At 49.3% G+C, this 14,738-nt stretch carries 17 protein-coding genes; 6 read left to right on the forward strand and 11 right to left on the reverse strand.

What is annotated here, in order from left to right; genetic code table 11:
* Window positions 1–9 precede the first annotated feature (9 nt).
* Window positions 10–1,527, reverse strand: coding sequence for a radical SAM/SPASM domain-containing protein (locus tca_RS08570; protein ID WP_286708875.1), 1,518 nt, complete (start codon window positions 1,525–1,527; stop codon window positions 10–12).
* A 44-nt stretch (window positions 1,528–1,571) separates the two neighbouring features.
* Here tca_RS08570 and tca_RS08575 point away from each other — a divergent pair, with 44 nt between their 5' ends.
* Window positions 1,572–1,913: a hypothetical protein gene (locus tag tca_RS08575; RefSeq protein WP_170130336.1), complete on the forward strand. Its 342-nt coding sequence runs from the start codon at window positions 1,572–1,574 to the stop codon at window positions 1,911–1,913.
* Window positions 1,914–2,052: 139 nt separating this feature from the next.
* On the opposite strand, the gene rfbB is transcribed toward tca_RS08575, so the two are convergent.
* The 6 genes from rfbB to tca_RS08605 all read right to left on the reverse strand — a co-directional run bounded on the left by rfbB (window position 2,053) and on the right by tca_RS08605 (window position 6,445).
* Complete coding sequence (gene rfbB, locus tca_RS08580; RefSeq protein WP_115892834.1) at window positions 2,053–3,063, reverse strand: dTDP-glucose 4,6-dehydratase; 1,011 nt, start codon at window positions 3,061–3,063, stop codon at window positions 2,053–2,055.
* A 10-nt stretch (window positions 3,064–3,073) separates the two neighbouring features.
* The gene (gene rfbC / locus tca_RS08585) at window positions 3,074–3,631 is read right to left on the reverse strand and encodes a dTDP-4-dehydrorhamnose 3,5-epimerase (protein ID WP_115892835.1); all 558 of its coding nucleotides are present in this window, start codon (window positions 3,629–3,631) and stop codon (window positions 3,074–3,076) included.
* Window positions 3,624–4,502, reverse strand: coding sequence for a glucose-1-phosphate thymidylyltransferase RfbA (gene rfbA, locus tca_RS08590; RefSeq protein WP_115892836.1), 879 nt, complete (start codon window positions 4,500–4,502; stop codon window positions 3,624–3,626). The genes rfbC and rfbA overlap by 8 nt, the downstream gene beginning before the upstream one ends.
* Window positions 4,503–4,525: 23 nt before the next feature.
* The gene (gene rfbD / locus tca_RS08595; RefSeq protein ID WP_115892837.1) at window positions 4,526–5,368 is read right to left on the reverse strand and encodes a dTDP-4-dehydrorhamnose reductase; all 843 of its coding nucleotides are present in this window, start codon (window positions 5,366–5,368) and stop codon (window positions 4,526–4,528) included.
* Window positions 5,369–5,484: 116 nt separating this feature from the next.
* Window positions 5,485–6,186: an HAD family hydrolase gene (locus tca_RS08600; protein ID WP_115892838.1), complete on the reverse strand. Its 702-nt coding sequence runs from the start codon at window positions 6,184–6,186 to the stop codon at window positions 5,485–5,487.
* 43 nt (window positions 6,187–6,229) lie between these two features.
* Entirely contained in the window at window positions 6,230–6,445 is a 216-nt protein-coding gene (locus tca_RS08605; RefSeq protein WP_010877396.1) for a hypothetical protein, read from the reverse strand.
* Window positions 6,446–6,517: 72 nt separating this feature from the next.
* On the opposite strand from tca_RS08605, the gene tca_RS08610 reads away from it, so the two are divergent.
* From tca_RS08610 to tsaA, 3 genes are read left to right on the forward strand one after another with little or no spacing between them, the layout of a single operon-like run.
* A complete protein-coding gene (locus tca_RS08610; protein ID WP_115892839.1) occupies window positions 6,518–6,877 on the forward strand; it encodes a helix-turn-helix transcriptional regulator in 360 nt (119 codons plus the stop codon).
* Window positions 6,878–6,879: 2 nt separating this feature from the next.
* The gene (locus tag tca_RS08615) at window positions 6,880–7,530 is read left to right on the forward strand and encodes a cyclase family protein (RefSeq protein WP_115892840.1); all 651 of its coding nucleotides are present in this window, start codon (window positions 6,880–6,882) and stop codon (window positions 7,528–7,530) included.
* The gene (tsaA, locus tag tca_RS08620) at window positions 7,527–7,940 is read left to right on the forward strand and encodes a tRNA (N6-threonylcarbamoyladenosine(37)-N6)-methyltransferase TrmO (RefSeq protein WP_115892841.1); all 414 of its coding nucleotides are present in this window, start codon (window positions 7,527–7,529) and stop codon (window positions 7,938–7,940) included. Before tca_RS08615 ends, tsaA begins: the two co-directional genes overlap by 4 nt.
* A 40-nt stretch (window positions 7,941–7,980) precedes the next feature.
* Here tsaA and tca_RS08625 read toward each other — a convergent pair whose 3' ends face one another.
* Window positions 7,981–8,478 carry a flavodoxin gene (locus tca_RS08625; RefSeq protein ID WP_115892842.1) on the reverse strand — a complete coding sequence of 166 codons (498 nt, stop codon included), beginning with the start codon at window positions 8,476–8,478 and terminating at the stop codon, window positions 7,981–7,983.
* A 547-nt stretch (window positions 8,479–9,025) separates the two neighbouring features.
* Between tca_RS08625 and tca_RS08630 the strand changes: the two genes are divergently transcribed.
* Window positions 9,026–9,700, forward strand: a complete 675-nt coding sequence (locus tag tca_RS08630; RefSeq protein WP_286708876.1) for a class I SAM-dependent methyltransferase — start codon at window positions 9,026–9,028, stop codon at window positions 9,698–9,700.
* Between the two features lie 21 nt (window positions 9,701–9,721).
* On the opposite strand, the gene tca_RS08635 is transcribed toward tca_RS08630, so the two are convergent.
* The 3 genes from tca_RS08635 to tca_RS08645 are packed head-to-tail and all read right to left on the reverse strand — an operon-like array spanning window position 9,722 to window position 13,983.
* Entirely contained in the window at window positions 9,722–12,310 is a 2,589-nt protein-coding gene (locus tca_RS08635) for an ATP-dependent helicase (RefSeq protein WP_115892844.1), read from the reverse strand.
* Complete coding sequence (locus tag tca_RS08640) at window positions 12,311–13,054, reverse strand: metallophosphoesterase (protein WP_115892845.1); 744 nt, start codon at window positions 13,052–13,054, stop codon at window positions 12,311–12,313.
* Window positions 13,051–13,983 carry a prenyltransferase gene (locus tca_RS08645; protein ID WP_170130337.1) on the reverse strand — a complete coding sequence of 311 codons (933 nt, stop codon included), beginning with the start codon at window positions 13,981–13,983 and terminating at the stop codon, window positions 13,051–13,053. The genes tca_RS08640 and tca_RS08645 overlap by 4 nt, the downstream gene beginning before the upstream one ends.
* A 166-nt stretch (window positions 13,984–14,149) precedes the next feature.
* Between tca_RS08645 and tca_RS08650 the strand changes: the two genes are divergently transcribed.
* Window positions 14,150–14,701 carry a HEAT repeat domain-containing protein gene (locus tca_RS08650; protein WP_115892847.1) on the forward strand — a complete coding sequence of 184 codons (552 nt, stop codon included), beginning with the start codon at window positions 14,150–14,152 and terminating at the stop codon, window positions 14,699–14,701.
* The last annotated feature ends 37 nt before the right edge of the window (window positions 14,702–14,738 follow it).

The raw sequence follows: 14,738 nt of genomic DNA on the forward strand, positions 1-14,738 counted from the left end.
GACGTCCAATTAAACACCACCAGTCTCTTTTTCTCCACAGATTCTGCACCATTCCCTCATGTTGTTCACACAGCCAGGGTCCGGTGAACGGATGTCCCCAAGGTAGGATAGGGCTCGTGCTCTGCAGCCGCCGCAGATGTATCTTGATTCGCATGATCCGCAGTGTCCTGTGAGTTCATCCCTGTCCCTGAGGGTCTTGAGGACCTTATTTGTCTTCCATAAATCTTCAAAGCTGTCTTCGAGAATGTTTCCCACACGCATATCCTCACGGTGGGGGAAAAATACGCAGGGGTAGATATCGCCATCAGGTTCTATGCTAATGTAAAATCTTCCAGCGCCACATCCACCGATGAATTCAGCCAGCTGAAGAGTTTCCTCTGTGTATTCGGGGTTATAGAAGTGGGTGGGTATTATCTTCTTATCATGGCTGAGACCCGCTGCAATGGGTGCGAACTGTGGCGCCGTTGAAAGTATCTGGATTTTCTCCTGGAGGTTACTGTGGTGGGCATCACAGAGGACCCTGTATCTTTCACCTGGGCTTATGTCCAGTTCCTGGTTCTCATTTCCCCTGCCAGCGGGTATGAAGTTGTAGAGCATGAACCAGTCTGCACCCAGATCATGGAAGAATTCACCCATGCCGGACAGATGCATACAGTTCTCTGAGGTTACAGTGGTCGCAACCTCCACAAGGATGTCATACTCTGAGAAGTTTTTAACGGCCTCACAGGCCCTCTCCCATGAGCCATCAACACCACGGAATCTGTCATGGACCTCTGGCCTTATTGAATCTATGCTTATCTGGACAAACTGCAGACCCGCATCGACGAATTTACTGCAAGCATCCATGTCACTGAAGATGTAGCCATTGGTTGCCATGGCAGTGTACATGCCGTTTTCATGGGACCTTGATATGTACTCTATTATGGTGGGGTGTATGCTTGGTTCTCCACCCGAAAAGGCAAGGGATGTTACACCTGCGTCTGCGAGGGTGTCTATAACCCTGAGACCTTCAGAGGGTTTCATTTCAGATGACTTTTCACCGGCGTATTCATAGCAGTGTTTACATTTCAGGTTGCAGCGCTTTGTAATGTTCCATACAACCTGGAAGGGGGCTCCGGGTATGAATGGCCTGTTAACACCGAAAAACCCGATGCCCCTGAGGACGCTGATGAGGCCCCTGAACCAGTATTGATCATGCATCTGTTCCCGTATATCCTCCTCCTTCACGCCAAAGGCATCTGCTCCCCTCTTCACTATGAGTCCAAGGATACTGGACAGTAACCTGCACTCAAAGCAGCATTCATCACCATGGAGGAAATGTTTCAGGGCACTTTCTATTCTTGGAGCTCCGTCCTTCCGGCACTCTCCTGTCATATGCTTTAGAAGTATCCTTGAAGCAGGGTTTTCAGCAACCCTCCGGGTAGCTGTACCCCTGTACCCCCTCTTTATGAAGAGTTCCCTTGCAGCATTGGTTATCCTCTTCTCTGTTGAGACCATGATACCACTTATGTAAGTACTTACTAACATTCTGTGGGTTAGTGTTATATAAACCTATCGCCACAGATATGATCATGAAAATAACCGAGGACGATGTTATTGAAGCCCTTGAACTCTTCACAAGGGTCCCATCATTCATTCTAAGGCGCTGGGCTCGTGGAAGGACAAACCTGGCCTCAAAATTCAGGTCGCAGATAATCGAGGGGTATTCGCAGCTCTCAGAATCTGACAGGGAGAGAGTGAGGGCCGTCCTTCAAATGGACATCTCTGATATCCAGAACATCCTCGAGGCGGCCCACCTGAAAACAGGAAAAAAACAGCTGGGGATACTTGCAGATCCCTCAAGCAGGAATTTCATAGAGATTAATCTTGGGGAGATCCGGAATATCCTTTCTCAGGAATTTCATGGAGATTAATCTTGGGGAGATCCGGAATATTCTTTCTCAGGAATTTCATGGAGATTAATCTTGGGGAGATCCGGAATATTCTTTCTCAGGAATTTCATGGAGATTAATCTTGGGGAGATCCGGAATAGCATCCATCAGAAAAAGACCACTAACCCTGCAGCCTCCCACCGTACATTCTCTCATAGTACCTGAGGTACTCCCCGCTCTTTATATTCTCCCACCAGTCCCTGTTATCAATGTACCACCTTATGGTCTCCCTGATACCCTCCTCAAAGGAGTAAAGGGGCTTCCAGCCAAGTTCATTCCGTATCTTACTGGCATCGATTGCATATCTCCGGTCATGTCCCGGGCGGTCCTCAACGAACCTTATGAGGGATTCATCCCTGCCAAGCTCCCTCACTATCAGCTCAACGATCTCTATGTTCCTCCTCTCACTGTTACCCCCTATATTGTAGACCTCACCTACACGTCCGCGGTGCAGAACAAGGTCAACTGCCCTGCAGTGGTCCAGGACATGTATCCAGTCCCTGACATTCATCCCATCACCGTAGACAGGCAGCGGCTTATTCTCAAGGGCATTTGTTATCATTAAGGGTATGAGTTTTTCAGGGAACTGGTAGGGTCCATAGTTGTTTGAGCAGCGGGTTATATTGACTGGCAGGCCATAGGTCCTGTGATATGCCCTCACCATGAGATCCGCGGAGGCCTTGCTGGCGGAGTAGGGGCTGTTGGGTGCCAGGGGTGTCTCCTCTGTGAAGTAACCCTTCTCTGCTGAACCATAGACCTCATCGGTTGAGATCTGTATGAACCTTTCAACTCCATGTTTCCTTGAGGCCTCCAGCAGAGTCTGTGTGCCCAGGATATTTGTCCTTATGAATATCTCTGGATCCTCGATGCTGCGGTCCACATGTGACTCCGCTGCAAAGTTAATGACGGCGTCCACGTCCTTTATGATTCCATCCACGAGTTTCCTGTCGGTTATGCTCCCCCTCACAAAGGTGTAGCGGGGGTCATCCTCAACCCCCCTCAGGTTCTCAAGGTTTCCGCAGTAAGTGAGGGCGTCAAGGTTTATTATATGGTAGGGGTGTTCCTGGAGCATGTACCTTATGAAGTTGCTCCCTATGAAACCAGCCCCCCCGGTTACAAGAATCTTCTCCATTCAGATCTCCTCACAGGTATACAGGGTTCTCCCTGAGGGGTTTCCAGTTCCTGTCCTTCTCTGAGATTATCAGATCATCCACCATTTCAAGTGGCCAGTCTATTCCAATGTCAGGGTCGTCCCAGGGGATCCCTGAGTCATATTCGGGGTGGTAAAGCTCGGTGCACTTGTAGTTAACTATGCACTCATCTGATAGGGCCAGGAATCCATGTGCAAAGCCCTCTGGAATGAAAAACTCCCTCCTGTTCTCATCTGAGAGCCTGACGCCAGTCCATTCACCATAGGTATCTGAGTTCTTCCTGAGGTCCACTGCAACATCAAAGATTTCGCCCCTTATAACCCTCACAAGTTTTCCCTGGGGCTTTTCTCTCTGGAAGTGCAGTCCCCTGAGGACACCCCTAACTGACATGGACTCGTTGTCCTGCACAAACCTGACTTCAAGGCCATTTTCCTGGAACATGGCCTCATTGAAGGTCTCCATGAAGTATCCCCTCTCGTCCGTGTACACCTCGGGTTCTATGATTATGGCACCATCAAGGCTGGTTTTTATGAACCGGAATTCAGCCATGGAAGTTCCCCTCCGCAAGGTCCCTGAGGTACTTACCGTAATCTGTTTTTTCAAGCTTTTCGGCCATTTCAAGCACATCCTCCCTGGTGATCCAGCCATTGTTGTAGGCGATCTCCTCCAGGCATGCAATGTAGAAACCCTGCCTCTTCTGTATTGTTTCTATGAAGCTGCTTGCCTCAAGGAGACCATCATGGGTCCCTGTATCCAGCCAGGCCATACCACGACCCATGAGCTCGACCCTGAGTTTACCCATCCTGAGGTATTCCTCATTGACTGATGTTATCTCAAGCTCACCCCTCTCTGATGGTTCTATCCTCCTCGCGATCTCAACAACCTGGTTGTCATAGAAGTAGAGGCCGGGTACAACGTAATTTGATTTTGGCCGTGATGGTTTCTCCTCAATGGAGATAACCCTGCCTTCACTGTCAAATTCAACCACGCCGAAGGGACGCGGATCTCTGACATAGTAACCGAATATGACAGCACCATCCTCCAGTGAAGCCGCCCTGCGGAGTATTTCACTGAACCTGTGCCCGTAGAAGACATTGTCACCCAGAACAAGGGCAACCTTTGAGTCCCCTATGAAATCTTTACCCACGATGAATGCATCCGCAATCCCCCGGGGTTCCTCCTGGACCCTGTAGGAGAACCTGACCCCGAACTGCGAGCCGTCCCCCAGAAGATCCCTGTAGAGTGGGAGGTCCCGGGGTGTTGATATTACAAGTATGTCCCTTATTCCCGCCAGCATAAGGACAGATAGGGGGTAGTATATCATTGGTTTATCATAGATCGGCAGCAGCTGCTTTGAAACAGCCCTTGTTATCGGGTAGAGGCGGGTCCCTGAGCCACCTGCAAGAACTATTCCCTTCATGCTTCACCTCCTAAGACTTTCATTCATTTTACAAAACCCGCATCTTTGATGTAATCCCGCAGGGCATCCCGGTAGTTCCTCAGGGGTTTGAAACCCTCCATGGACCAGTTATAGTTTCTGAGAACAGAGAATGAGGGCCTCCGGGCGGGTCTGGGGAATTCATGGCTTTTCACGGGTTTCAGGCACACTTCCATGCCGAGTTCATTGAATATATCAATGGCAAATTCATACCACGAGCACTGACCAGAATTTGTGAGGTGATAGACCCCGTAGGCCGGCCTCTCCAGCAGGTTCCCGATGGATGCCGCAAGGTCACGGGTGTAGGTCGGGGATCCGTACTGGTCATCCACAACGCTTATTTCATGACCCCTCTCAGCGAGTTCAACCATGGTCCCCACGAAGTTTCTCCCGTTCCTTCCGAACAACCATGATGTTCTGACAATGTAGAACCTCTCTGAAAGCTGACGCACCGAAACCTCGCCGAGGTACTTTGTTTTACCATAGAAGTTAAGGGGATTTGGTTCATCAAATTCAAGGTATCCATCACCTTTTTCTCCATCAAAGACGTAATCCGTTGATATGTAGAGAATGGATGACCCCACAGCCGATGCCGCAGCTGCAATGTTCCTGGTGCCAAGCACGTTCACCTGGTATGCTGTATCCCTCTCTGTTTCTGCACAGTCAACGTCTGTGAATGCCGCGGCATGTACAACGGCGTCGGGCCGGGTCTCCCTGAGGAGTTCCATAACACCCTCCAGGTCACGGATGTCAAGGGAGCCTGATGTTACAACCTCATGCCTCCGGGATAGGATGTCCACGAGGTCGCTTCCCAGCATGCCCGAGGAACCTGTTATAAGGATCTTCATCTGAGCACCTCTCTCTGGTCTTTTATTGTTAGAGGGATCTTAATACAAAGCCCTCTTTTCCTGGTTTTATTCTGGATATCTTTCATGATAACAAATCCCTTATCTGATTGCAGGAATCATCTTGGAACCTCTGAGGTTACCGGGTAAGGATACCCTGCTATCTCAAGAAAAGCATCAACATCAAACAGTCCCTCAAGGACGTGGTCTGCACCAGCATCCTCAAGTTCATCCATGCTGAAATCGCCTGTTGCAACCCCCACCGTTGTAACACCCACTTCCCGGCCGGCTGCAATATCACGGGGTGTGTCCCCCACGGCAATAACATCCCCTGCCTTGAGGTTTCCATAGATACCTGAAGCTCTTTCAAGGGCCAGCCTCAGAATTGAGGCCCTGCTGCAGCCCTCATTACCGAAGCCTCCGAACCGGAAGTGGGTATCAAAGGATGCTTCCCTGAGTTTCAGCCAGGCCACGGGTTCAATGTTACCGGTTACAACTCCAAGGGGTATCCCTGCATCCCTTAGGTGCTCAAGGACCGCCCCGGCACCATCAAGGGCCCTTATATTATCCCTGCCAAGGTTCAGCCTGTAGTTGTATGATATCCTGTCAACTATCCTCCTGAAATCGTCTTCATCAATTTCAAGGCCATGTTCAGCGGCTGTCCTGAATATTATCTCCTTATCGGTCATCCCCTGCATGTTCCCGATATCTATCCTGACATCAACATCAAACAGTTCCCTGAATGCCAGCCTGAAGGAGTAGAAGTGGCAGTGGGAACCCACAAGGAGGGTCTTATCAATGTCAAATATGATGGTCTTCATGGTATCATTCCATTACTTAAAGCGGATCAGCCGAAATTCAATTCTAGCTGTACTTTTTTCTCAGATGCTCTGAACTGTAATCATAATAGACAATATTGGACTTAATAAAAACCCTCTGCACGGGTTCATCATCCTGAAGGTATGTCACGGTTATCTTCCTCTCACTCACACGAATCTCCACTGCATTTCCACGGGGACCTGTACTGTAGGTGTGCTCCTCTCCCACAAGGTCCCTTATCCTTATCCAGTCCACCGCCATTTTAATCCATCCGAATATTTCACCAGAGTCTCTGCGTTATTATTATCTACGGTTCCATCTATAAAGTATTTCATGAAGAGGGATATCTGTGAAATTGAGCATACAGACAGGGAACGGGTGCTGAGGGTGAGGGCTGAAATGCCCTCCATCGATGAGATAAGGGGGATCTGTGACATTTTTAAGATATTATCTGAGCCAACACGACTTAAGATACTCAGGGCGCTTTCACTGGACTCCCTCTGCGTATGTGAACTGGCATCATTACTGGATGTAACCCAGTCAGCGGTTTCACATCAGCTGAGGATCCTCCGGAACGCCGGGATGGTTGACTATGAGAGGGATGGTAAGATGGCACGCTATTACCTAAGGGATAATATGGTTGTGGATTTCATAGAGCAGTGCAGTAAACTGCATTCACGGTGTGAGGAATAAAAATGTATGAGCTGCTCTCCTATCACCTTGAGGACAGATCACCGGTCCACCCATCCCTTGAGGATGTCAGCATAACCATCAACACCACTGTAGGGAATGATGGATATGAGACCCACACCATCAGGACCAGCAACCATGCAGGTACACACATAGATGCACCGGCCCACTTCATTGAGGGAGGAAGGAGGATCTCTGAATACAGTATAGATGATCTTATCTTCAATGAGGTCTCCATCATTGAGGTGGATGCGGGTCCAGGTGTCCCCATAGGAAAGGATGACATTGACCTTGTTGACTGTGAGCTCCTCATCATAAAAACAGGTTTCGGGTCACGCAGGGGAGAGGATGTTTACCTCAGGGACAATCCATGGATAGACCCTGAACTCATAGACCATATAAGAAGAAACTTCAAGGGGATAAGGGCTATTGGAATTGACTGTATATCGATATCCACTTCATCAAGGCCCTCTGAGGGGAGGATGGCCCATCTGAACGCCTTCATGGAGAGGCGCGAGTACGGAGACCCCCTCCTTCTCATAGAGGACATGAAACTTGACAGTGTCCGGGAGGTTACCGGGAGGGTGTTTGCTGTTCCATGGATGCTTGGATCTGTTGACAGCGCACCATGCACCGTTATAGCGGAGCTGAGATGAGTGACATGGAAATAAGGATAAGGCCCGTTGGGGTTGTAAGGTCCCCCTTCAGGACCAGGAGCGATGCGCCGGCACAGGGAAGGTTTTCCAGCGAGGAGAGTGAGATCCACATCTTTCCAGAGTACCTGGATGCGGTGGACGGTCTTGAACTCTTCAGCCACATCTTTGTTTTATACTGGCTGCACCTGGCTGAGAGGAATGTTTTAAGGGTGGTACCTAGGGGTAAAAGGAAGAAAAGGGGTGTTTTCTCTACAAGGGCTCCTGCGAGGCCCAACCCTGTGGGGCTCTGTCTTGTGGAGCTACTTGAGTGTGGGGAGATACTGAGGGTCAGGGGCCTTGATGCGCTGGAAGGTTCCCCGGTTATTGATATAAAACCATACTATGAGGATATAGATTCACCGGGGTTCTGATGGTTCTCTGAATGGTTCTTCAACATCCTGGGATATGGATTCACCGGGGTTCTGATGGTTCTCTGAATGGTTCTTCAACATCCCTTACGAAGGGTTCTATCTTGCAGTCGCAGGTATCTTCCTTTATCTCCCTCTCTGTGATTGCGACTGTTTCGATGGGTTCCATGCCAAGGATTTCCTTCATGGTCCTGAATGTTCCCTCTGCACCGCTTCCACCGTAGGTGCAGAAGAAGGCCACCTTCTTTATCTTTGAACGGTTCTCCTTCAGGTAGGTGCTTATGGGTACAGATGGCTTACCCGCCCATACCGGAGTTCCAGCTATCACAAGGTCGTAACTGGAGGGGTCCTTTTCATAGGGTTCAAGGACGGTGTCCTTCCCCCTTGCAGCCTGGTAACCTGATTTTATAAATCCTATGATCCCTGTACGTTTCTGGGTATCATGGATCTCCTCGATATCGCATCCAAGTTCATCGGCTATTCTGGCTGCAACCTCCCTTGTGTTCCCGGTTCTTGAGTAATATACCACAAGTGCTTTCATGTAGTCTAATATGTGGATCTGTTCATTTATATTATTGCTTAATTTTAAAATCAGTTTTCTGTCTTCAGGGGTTTCTCTTGCGTTTCATATCATGGAGTGTTCTTTTGATGCTTTAAAAGCAGGGTTCTCTGTTTATCTGCGGAATGTATTCTGTGATCTTAGCTGAAAAACTGTGAGATGATAACATGCACTAAATTGAAGCTGGCCTTCATATAAACTTAGAAATAGTCCCTGCATGTGATAATATGGGGGGTAGCTTCCAGAGATTTTAAGGGGGGTTGTTAGGAGTGAAAAAACGGGGAGGTGCTTTATTTTTTCACATCTCTGGAAGCTGATATTTTTTGTGCTTTCAACAGAACGAATATCCCGGATGTTGAAAGCCATAATAAGGGGGTGATGTGTGTATGAGACACACAAACCTATATGTTAGAATACTCCTATATAAACATTTCGGTGAGGTGAAGGGTGAATTAGGTGATTGAACATAATTAATGTAGTGGACCATGAGATGACAATCTTTAATTTCAGAACCTGAAGGAGTGAATCCATGAAAGAACCGGTGGAAGGGCCACTATTCACGGCCCGCACATGCAGGGAGTACCTTAAAATGTTCAACCTCAACCCTCCCGACCTGAGGGACCTCCGGATACTGGACTGCCCGGGGGGTGCCAGTTCATTCACCCCCATCATGGCCGCAGCTGGTTTTGATGTGAGGGCATGTGACATCATGTACGGCGAGGAACCAGGGATCCTCGGTGAAAGGTGTAGGGAGCACCTCCGGACCCTCACAGAAGAATTAAAAAGAATTAAAGATACCTTTAAATGGGAATTCTATAAATCCCCTGATGAGATGCTTGAAAAACGCCTTGAAGCATGCAGCTGCTTCGAGGAAAGCTACAGACTGAACCCTGCCCTGTACATCAGGGGGGATCTCAGGGAGCTACCCTTTGATGACGGTGAATTCGACCTGGTGGTCTCATCACACCTCCTGTTCATCTACGAGCACAGGCTTGACCAGGAATTCCATAGAAAAGCCCTTGAAGAACTCACAAGGGTGGGCTCCGAGGTGAGGGTGTACCCCATCGTCAGGGAAAACGGTGAACTGGCGGATTATGCAAGGGAACTAATAAATAATGGGATGAGGGGAGTTGATGTTGATGTGGTGGAGGTGGACTATGAGTTCAGGAGAGGTGGCAACAGGATGCTCATACTTAGGAGCTGATCCAGTTTTCAGGACATCTACCTACCTTTTTATTTCATCTATTATCGCCTGGTGCATTCTCCTTATGAATTCTATCCTGTCCTCATATTTGAGGACATCCAGGTAGCCCTGTGCCACAAGGTTGAAGGCGAAGGGTGATGGTATGCGGGTGTTGATCTGTTTTATCTCCATATCACCGTCCCTTATCCATTCAAGCACCCTGATGGCATTTTCAATGTCCATGTAGTCCTCCATGACCTCCCTCCGAGCTTCCTCGAGGATAGGGAACTTATCATCAAGTTCACTCACAAATTTGAGGAGTATCTTACCCCGAACCTGCTGCCTGCCAACCGATTTCTCCTCGCCCCTGTACCTCCGAAGTATCATAAGTGCACGGCCAGCACAGTGCCTGAATCTGCTTGCCAGCGTCTCTGTCCTGTCAAGGGCCTTCTTGAGCACATTCCTCAGGTTTTCAGGTTCAAGTTCCCTGAAGGCCTCAAGACCACCCATTTTGCCCTCTGAGCTGAGGTAGAACCCATTGTCAGATACAGATATCATAACATCCCTCCGGTAGCGTCTGGCAATGACGTAGGCGACTGCACGGGAGATTGCATCGTTCACCCTCCTCCCGAAGAGACTGTGGAATACAATGAACTTCCTCCCACCGAAACCTGTGTAGTACTCCACCAGCATTCTCCTTATACTGGGTATTCCGGCGTAGAGGTACTGCTCACGGAAGTATTCGTAGATGGAGGACGCCGCCCTTTCGTCCACATGAAGGTAGCTCATTATGAATTCCATTATCTCATTCCTGGAACGCCCATACTGAAACTTTCCATCCATTATATCCCTGAAGCGCTGTATATCCAATGCAAGATCAAAGGAGAGGGGTAGCTGCTCTGAGAACCATGAGGGAATCGTCGGAGGCCCTGAGGCAGGAGTGACGTTCACGGTCATGCCCCTGGCATAGTTGAAGCGGTATATTCTGCCCCCAAGCACAAAGGTGTCCCCCTTCCTGAGCTTCTCCATGAAGTCCTCCTCGATCCTCCCCACGACCTTACCGCCGCACTTCACAACCGCAGCGCTTCTATCAGGTATCGTGCCTATGTTGGTGGAGTAAAGCATCCTTGCAAGTTTACCCCTCCTCCCGAACTGGTTCTTATCATAGTCAACCCAGATCTTGGCGTACACGTACCTCTCCTCAAGTTCCACGTACTCACCGGCCAGGTAACTGAGGACAGAGAGGTAATCCTCCCTCCTGAGGTTCCTGTAACAGTAGCTGTTCCTTATGACCTCAAGGGCATGGTCGATGTCCCAGGGGTTCTCGATGGCCATCCCGTATATGTGCTGGGCCAGCACATCCAGGCAGTTCTCGGGTACCCTGATGGAGTCGATTTTACCCTCAAGGGCATTTTTGAGTATGAGTGAACACTCAACAAGGTCATCCCTGTCCACAACAACTATCCTCCCCTTAGATTTCTGGTGAAGCTGATGGCCGCTCCTCCCGATCCTCTGGAGGGCCCTTGAAACTGATTTGGGGGAACTCAGAAGCACCACAAGGTCTATGTAGCCTATGTCGATACCGAGTTCAAGGGAGGTGGATGAAACAACCGCCTTCAGTTCACCCCTCTTGAGTTTCTCCTCGGTTTCAAGTCTGATCTCCCTTGAGAGTGATGAATGGTGGGCCATGATGTTGCTATCACTGTAGCTCTCAGGGAAACGGCTTTTAAGGTTATATACAACGCTTTCAGTACCGCTCCTGGTGTTTGTGAATATCAGGGTTGTTCTGTGAGTCTCTATGAGGTCATGGAGGATGTCATAGAGGGCGTTCCCTATCTCCTCGGGATCAGCGGCAACGATATCATCCACGGGGCATATGAGGTCGATGTCCAGTTCCTTCAGGTAGCTGACGTCAACTATCAGACACTCCCTCTCTGAACCGTAGCTGTAACCAACCAGGAACCGCGCGACCCTCTCGAGGGGGTGGACGGTTGCTGAGAGACCTATCCTCGTGAAGTCCCCCACGAGGTGCTGCAGCCTCTCAAGGCTGAGGGAGAGATGGACTCCCCTCTTATTATCTGCAAGGGAGTGTATCTCATCAACTATAACATAGCGGACGGTTGAAAGCTTTTCCCTGAATTTTGGTGCGACAAGGAGTATTGAGAGTGTCTCAGGAGTTGTTATCAGTATGTGGGGTGGTTTTTTGAGCATCCGTGACCTTTCATAGCTGGTGGTATCCCCTGTCCTGACAGCCTTCCTTATCTCAAGGTCCCTGCCCTCCCCTGCGGCGATATCCCTGATGGCACTGAGGGGCTCCTCCAGGTTCCGTTCAATGTCGTTGTCCAACGCCTTGAGGGGTGATATGTATATGCAGTAGACACTGTCCTCAAGCTCCCCATCATCTGCAAGTCTCGTCAGTTCGCTGATTATCGAGAGGAAGGCGGTGAGGGTCTTGCCGGACCCTGTAGGGGAGGATACCAGGACATTCCTTCCCCTGTGGATGTCCATTATGGCATACCTCTGGGCCTCTGTGAAGTCATCGAAGGTCCTCCTGAACCATTCACTCACCCATGGGTGGAGTATGGAGTGTATCTCTCCGGATGTGTACATCCTCTCCTGTTTCTTTATCATTCAATCACCCGGATAACCTGTTTTCTGCTGAAACTTCAGAAGGTCCCCCACGGTCCTGAATTCGAAGATCTCAAAGTCCTCAACACCATAGACCAGGAATTCAGTGAGTTCAGACTCCCTCAGAAAGGGGGAGAGTATATCCTCATGGAGGATGTCTGAACCCTCTGTAACGAAGTTAAAGGAGGGCATCACAAGGAGTTTCATGTCCCTGAAGGGACCAAGCAGGAAACATTTGATCTTCTCAACCCTCTCACCGCTTCTTAAACCCACACAGGGATGTTCATGGCCGATGATTATTGTCTCAGCATCAAGGTCTTCGGGTACAACGTGGCCGTGTGCAAGGAGGAAACCGGATATACGGAGGGTTTCGGTGACACTGAGATGTGACACCTGTGACATGTAGGGTATGAGGGCGTCATGGTTTCCCCTGATGATGGTTATATCCCTGAAGTTCTCCTCAAGGTACTGCATCATTCTGATGATCTCACGGTTCTCCTGCCAGCTCACCCTCCCGAACTCATGTTTAAGGTCCCCGTTTATGATGATACCTGAGGCTCCGGACACGTCCCGTATGGTGTCTATCCGTTCAATTATCCTCCTGAACTGGAAACCGGGTACCATAACACCCTGTGTGTTGAGGTACTGCTCGTAGCCCAGGTGGAGGTCTGCAATGACCATGGAATCCTCAATGATGAGGGACAGGTCACATATTTCAAGGTCATCCATGAGTCTGTAGGTCTTCATGGGGTCACCAGGACTGTCGTTAAATATATGAGGTCAAGCATGCCGAAGAGTATGAGGGAGTTCATAACAAGCTCAGATTTGCTTGCAACATCCTCTCTCTCCCCTGAACCATAGAGTGAATGGATGCACGGGATTGTGACTGTGAGTGACAGGGCCGCTATTACCAGGAAATTGATCCCGGGACTGAAACTCTCTGATAATGAAAGAAGGGCCAGCATCACCGTTGCGGCGGCTGAGGCAAGGACCATTATCCTGCGGGAATCTCTGACCCCGAGGCGGACTGGAAGGGTCATTTTACCTCCCAGCAGGTCCTCCCGGAGGTCGGGTATCTCAACGTTTATTATGAATACGAGCTGCAAGAGCATTATCGGTACCGAGAAGAGCAGAATCCTGATGTCAGGCCCACCTGCCATTACAGAGTATCCCATGGCTGGAAATATGAATCCGGTGATGGCGGTTGCCAGTTCACCAAGGCCCCTGTATGAAAGCCTGAGGGGCGGTGCACTGTAGAACCATCCAAGGAGGCTTCCAGAAACAGTAAGCAGAAGTACTGAGGGGTTCCGGAAGGTTATGGTGTAAATTATGGACAGTGTTATGGATGTGGCTATAAGAAAAACTGCAAATCTCCAGGCGAAGTTTCGCAGTTCAGGGTGCCTCTGGAGGGTACCGCTTCCACCGGAGTACTTCGTTGAAGAATCCGGTCTGTCAAGGTCAAAGTCATAGTAGTCGTTGCTGTAGGATACAGATAGGTGTGCTGGCATAACTATGAGGTAACCGGCGATGAACTGTTCCGCTGAGATATGTCCAGTCTCTATGGCTGCAAGGACAGCTCCAGTGGCATAAAGTATAAAGCCGGCTCCAAGGAAGGGGAGCCTTCCAAGCCGGATTATTTCACGGATCGTTTCAGTATTCCATGCAGGATTCTTCATGGGAATCTCCATTGAATTACTGTGGAATATTTATATCATCGGGGAGATAAATTAATTTTCATTGATGGAGCTGAACACGTAGGCATGGTCAGAAGTCAGTTGTCTCTGGTTAATGGAGAGGTTACCATCGGAGATTACGGCATATCAGGAAAAAACAGGTGATCTCATGGTCAATGCAAGGTTGAAGGAAATGAGGCTAATGGAGCCTCAGAAGAGGATGGAGGCCATAGAACAACTTGAACCTTCAGAGGAATCAGTTGAAATGCTCATAGCTCTTCTGGAGGATGAAAGTCATCCCGTAAGGTTTAAAGCAGCTGAAAAACTTGCAGAATTTGGTGAAGCATCTCTTGAGAAACTTATGGAGATAATGGATACAGCGGAGGGCGAAATCAGGAGATACGCAACCTTCGCACTCAAGAAGATAGGAGATCCCCGTGTTACAGACCACTTCATAGAGGCCCTCAGTGATGAGGACTGGGGTGTAAGGAAGTTTGCTGCAAGGTCCCTGGGTGAACTGGGAGATCTGCGTGCAGTGGAGCCCCTCATAGCTGCCCTTGATGATGAGGACTGGGGTGTTAAACTTGCAGCTGTAAGGTCCCTTGGAGACCTTGGAGATGAGAGGGCCATAGAACCCATCAAGAAGGCCAGAAGAAAGGGTGATAAGGACTTCAAGAAGGCTGCAAACAAGTCCCTTAAAAAGATCCAGTCAGGACGATAACCTGCAAGTAAATTATCAGTTTTTGCTGTTCCTTTTC

It is taken from the genome of Methanothermobacter sp. EMTCatA1, from assembly GCF_002356395.1.
GTDB classification, from domain to species: domain Archaea; phylum Methanobacteriota; class Methanobacteria; order Methanobacteriales; family Methanothermobacteraceae; genus Methanothermobacter; species Methanothermobacter thermautotrophicus.

Bases quoted from the DNA above. Each gene is read 5' to 3' on its own strand.
- tca_RS08570 (WP_286708875.1), bottom strand. From the start codon at position 1,527: ATGTTAGTAAGTACTTACATAAGTGGTATCATGGTCTCAACAGAGAAG.
- tca_RS08575 (WP_170130336.1), top strand. From the start codon at position 1,572: ATGAAAATAACCGAGGACGATGTTATTGAAGCCCTTGAACTCTTCACA.
- rfbB (WP_115892834.1), bottom strand. From the start codon at position 3,063: ATGGAGAAGATTCTTGTAACCGGGGGGGCTGGTTTCATAGGGAGCAAC.
- rfbC (WP_115892835.1), bottom strand. From the start codon at position 3,631: ATGGCTGAATTCCGGTTCATAAAAACCAGCCTTGATGGTGCCATAATC.
- rfbA (WP_115892836.1), bottom strand. From the start codon at position 4,502: ATGAAGGGAATAGTTCTTGCAGGTGGCTCAGGGACCCGCCTCTACCCG.
- rfbD (WP_115892837.1), bottom strand. From the start codon at position 5,368: ATGAAGATCCTTATAACAGGTTCCTCGGGCATGCTGGGAAGCGACCTC.
- tca_RS08600 (WP_115892838.1), bottom strand. From the start codon at position 6,186: ATGAAGACCATCATATTTGACATTGATAAGACCCTCCTTGTGGGTTCC.
- tca_RS08605 (WP_010877396.1), bottom strand. From the start codon at position 6,445: ATGGCGGTGGACTGGATAAGGATAAGGGACCTTGTGGGAGAGGAGCAC.
- tca_RS08610 (WP_115892839.1), top strand. From the start codon at position 6,518: ATGAAGAGGGATATCTGTGAAATTGAGCATACAGACAGGGAACGGGTG.
- tca_RS08615 (WP_115892840.1), top strand. From the start codon at position 6,880: ATGTATGAGCTGCTCTCCTATCACCTTGAGGACAGATCACCGGTCCAC.
- tsaA (WP_115892841.1), top strand. From the start codon at position 7,527: ATGAGTGACATGGAAATAAGGATAAGGCCCGTTGGGGTTGTAAGGTCC.
- tca_RS08625 (WP_115892842.1), bottom strand. From the start codon at position 8,478: ATGAAAGCACTTGTGGTATATTACTCAAGAACCGGGAACACAAGGGAG.
- tca_RS08630 (WP_286708876.1), top strand. From the start codon at position 9,026: ATGAAAGAACCGGTGGAAGGGCCACTATTCACGGCCCGCACATGCAGG.
- tca_RS08635 (WP_115892844.1), bottom strand. From the start codon at position 12,310: ATGATAAAGAAACAGGAGAGGATGTACACATCCGGAGAGATACACTCC.
- tca_RS08640 (WP_115892845.1), bottom strand. From the start codon at position 13,054: ATGAAGACCTACAGACTCATGGATGACCTTGAAATATGTGACCTGTCC.
- tca_RS08645 (WP_170130337.1), bottom strand. From the start codon at position 13,983: ATGAAGAATCCTGCATGGAATACTGAAACGATCCGTGAAATAATCCGG.
- tca_RS08650 (WP_115892847.1), top strand. From the start codon at position 14,150: ATGGTCAATGCAAGGTTGAAGGAAATGAGGCTAATGGAGCCTCAGAAG.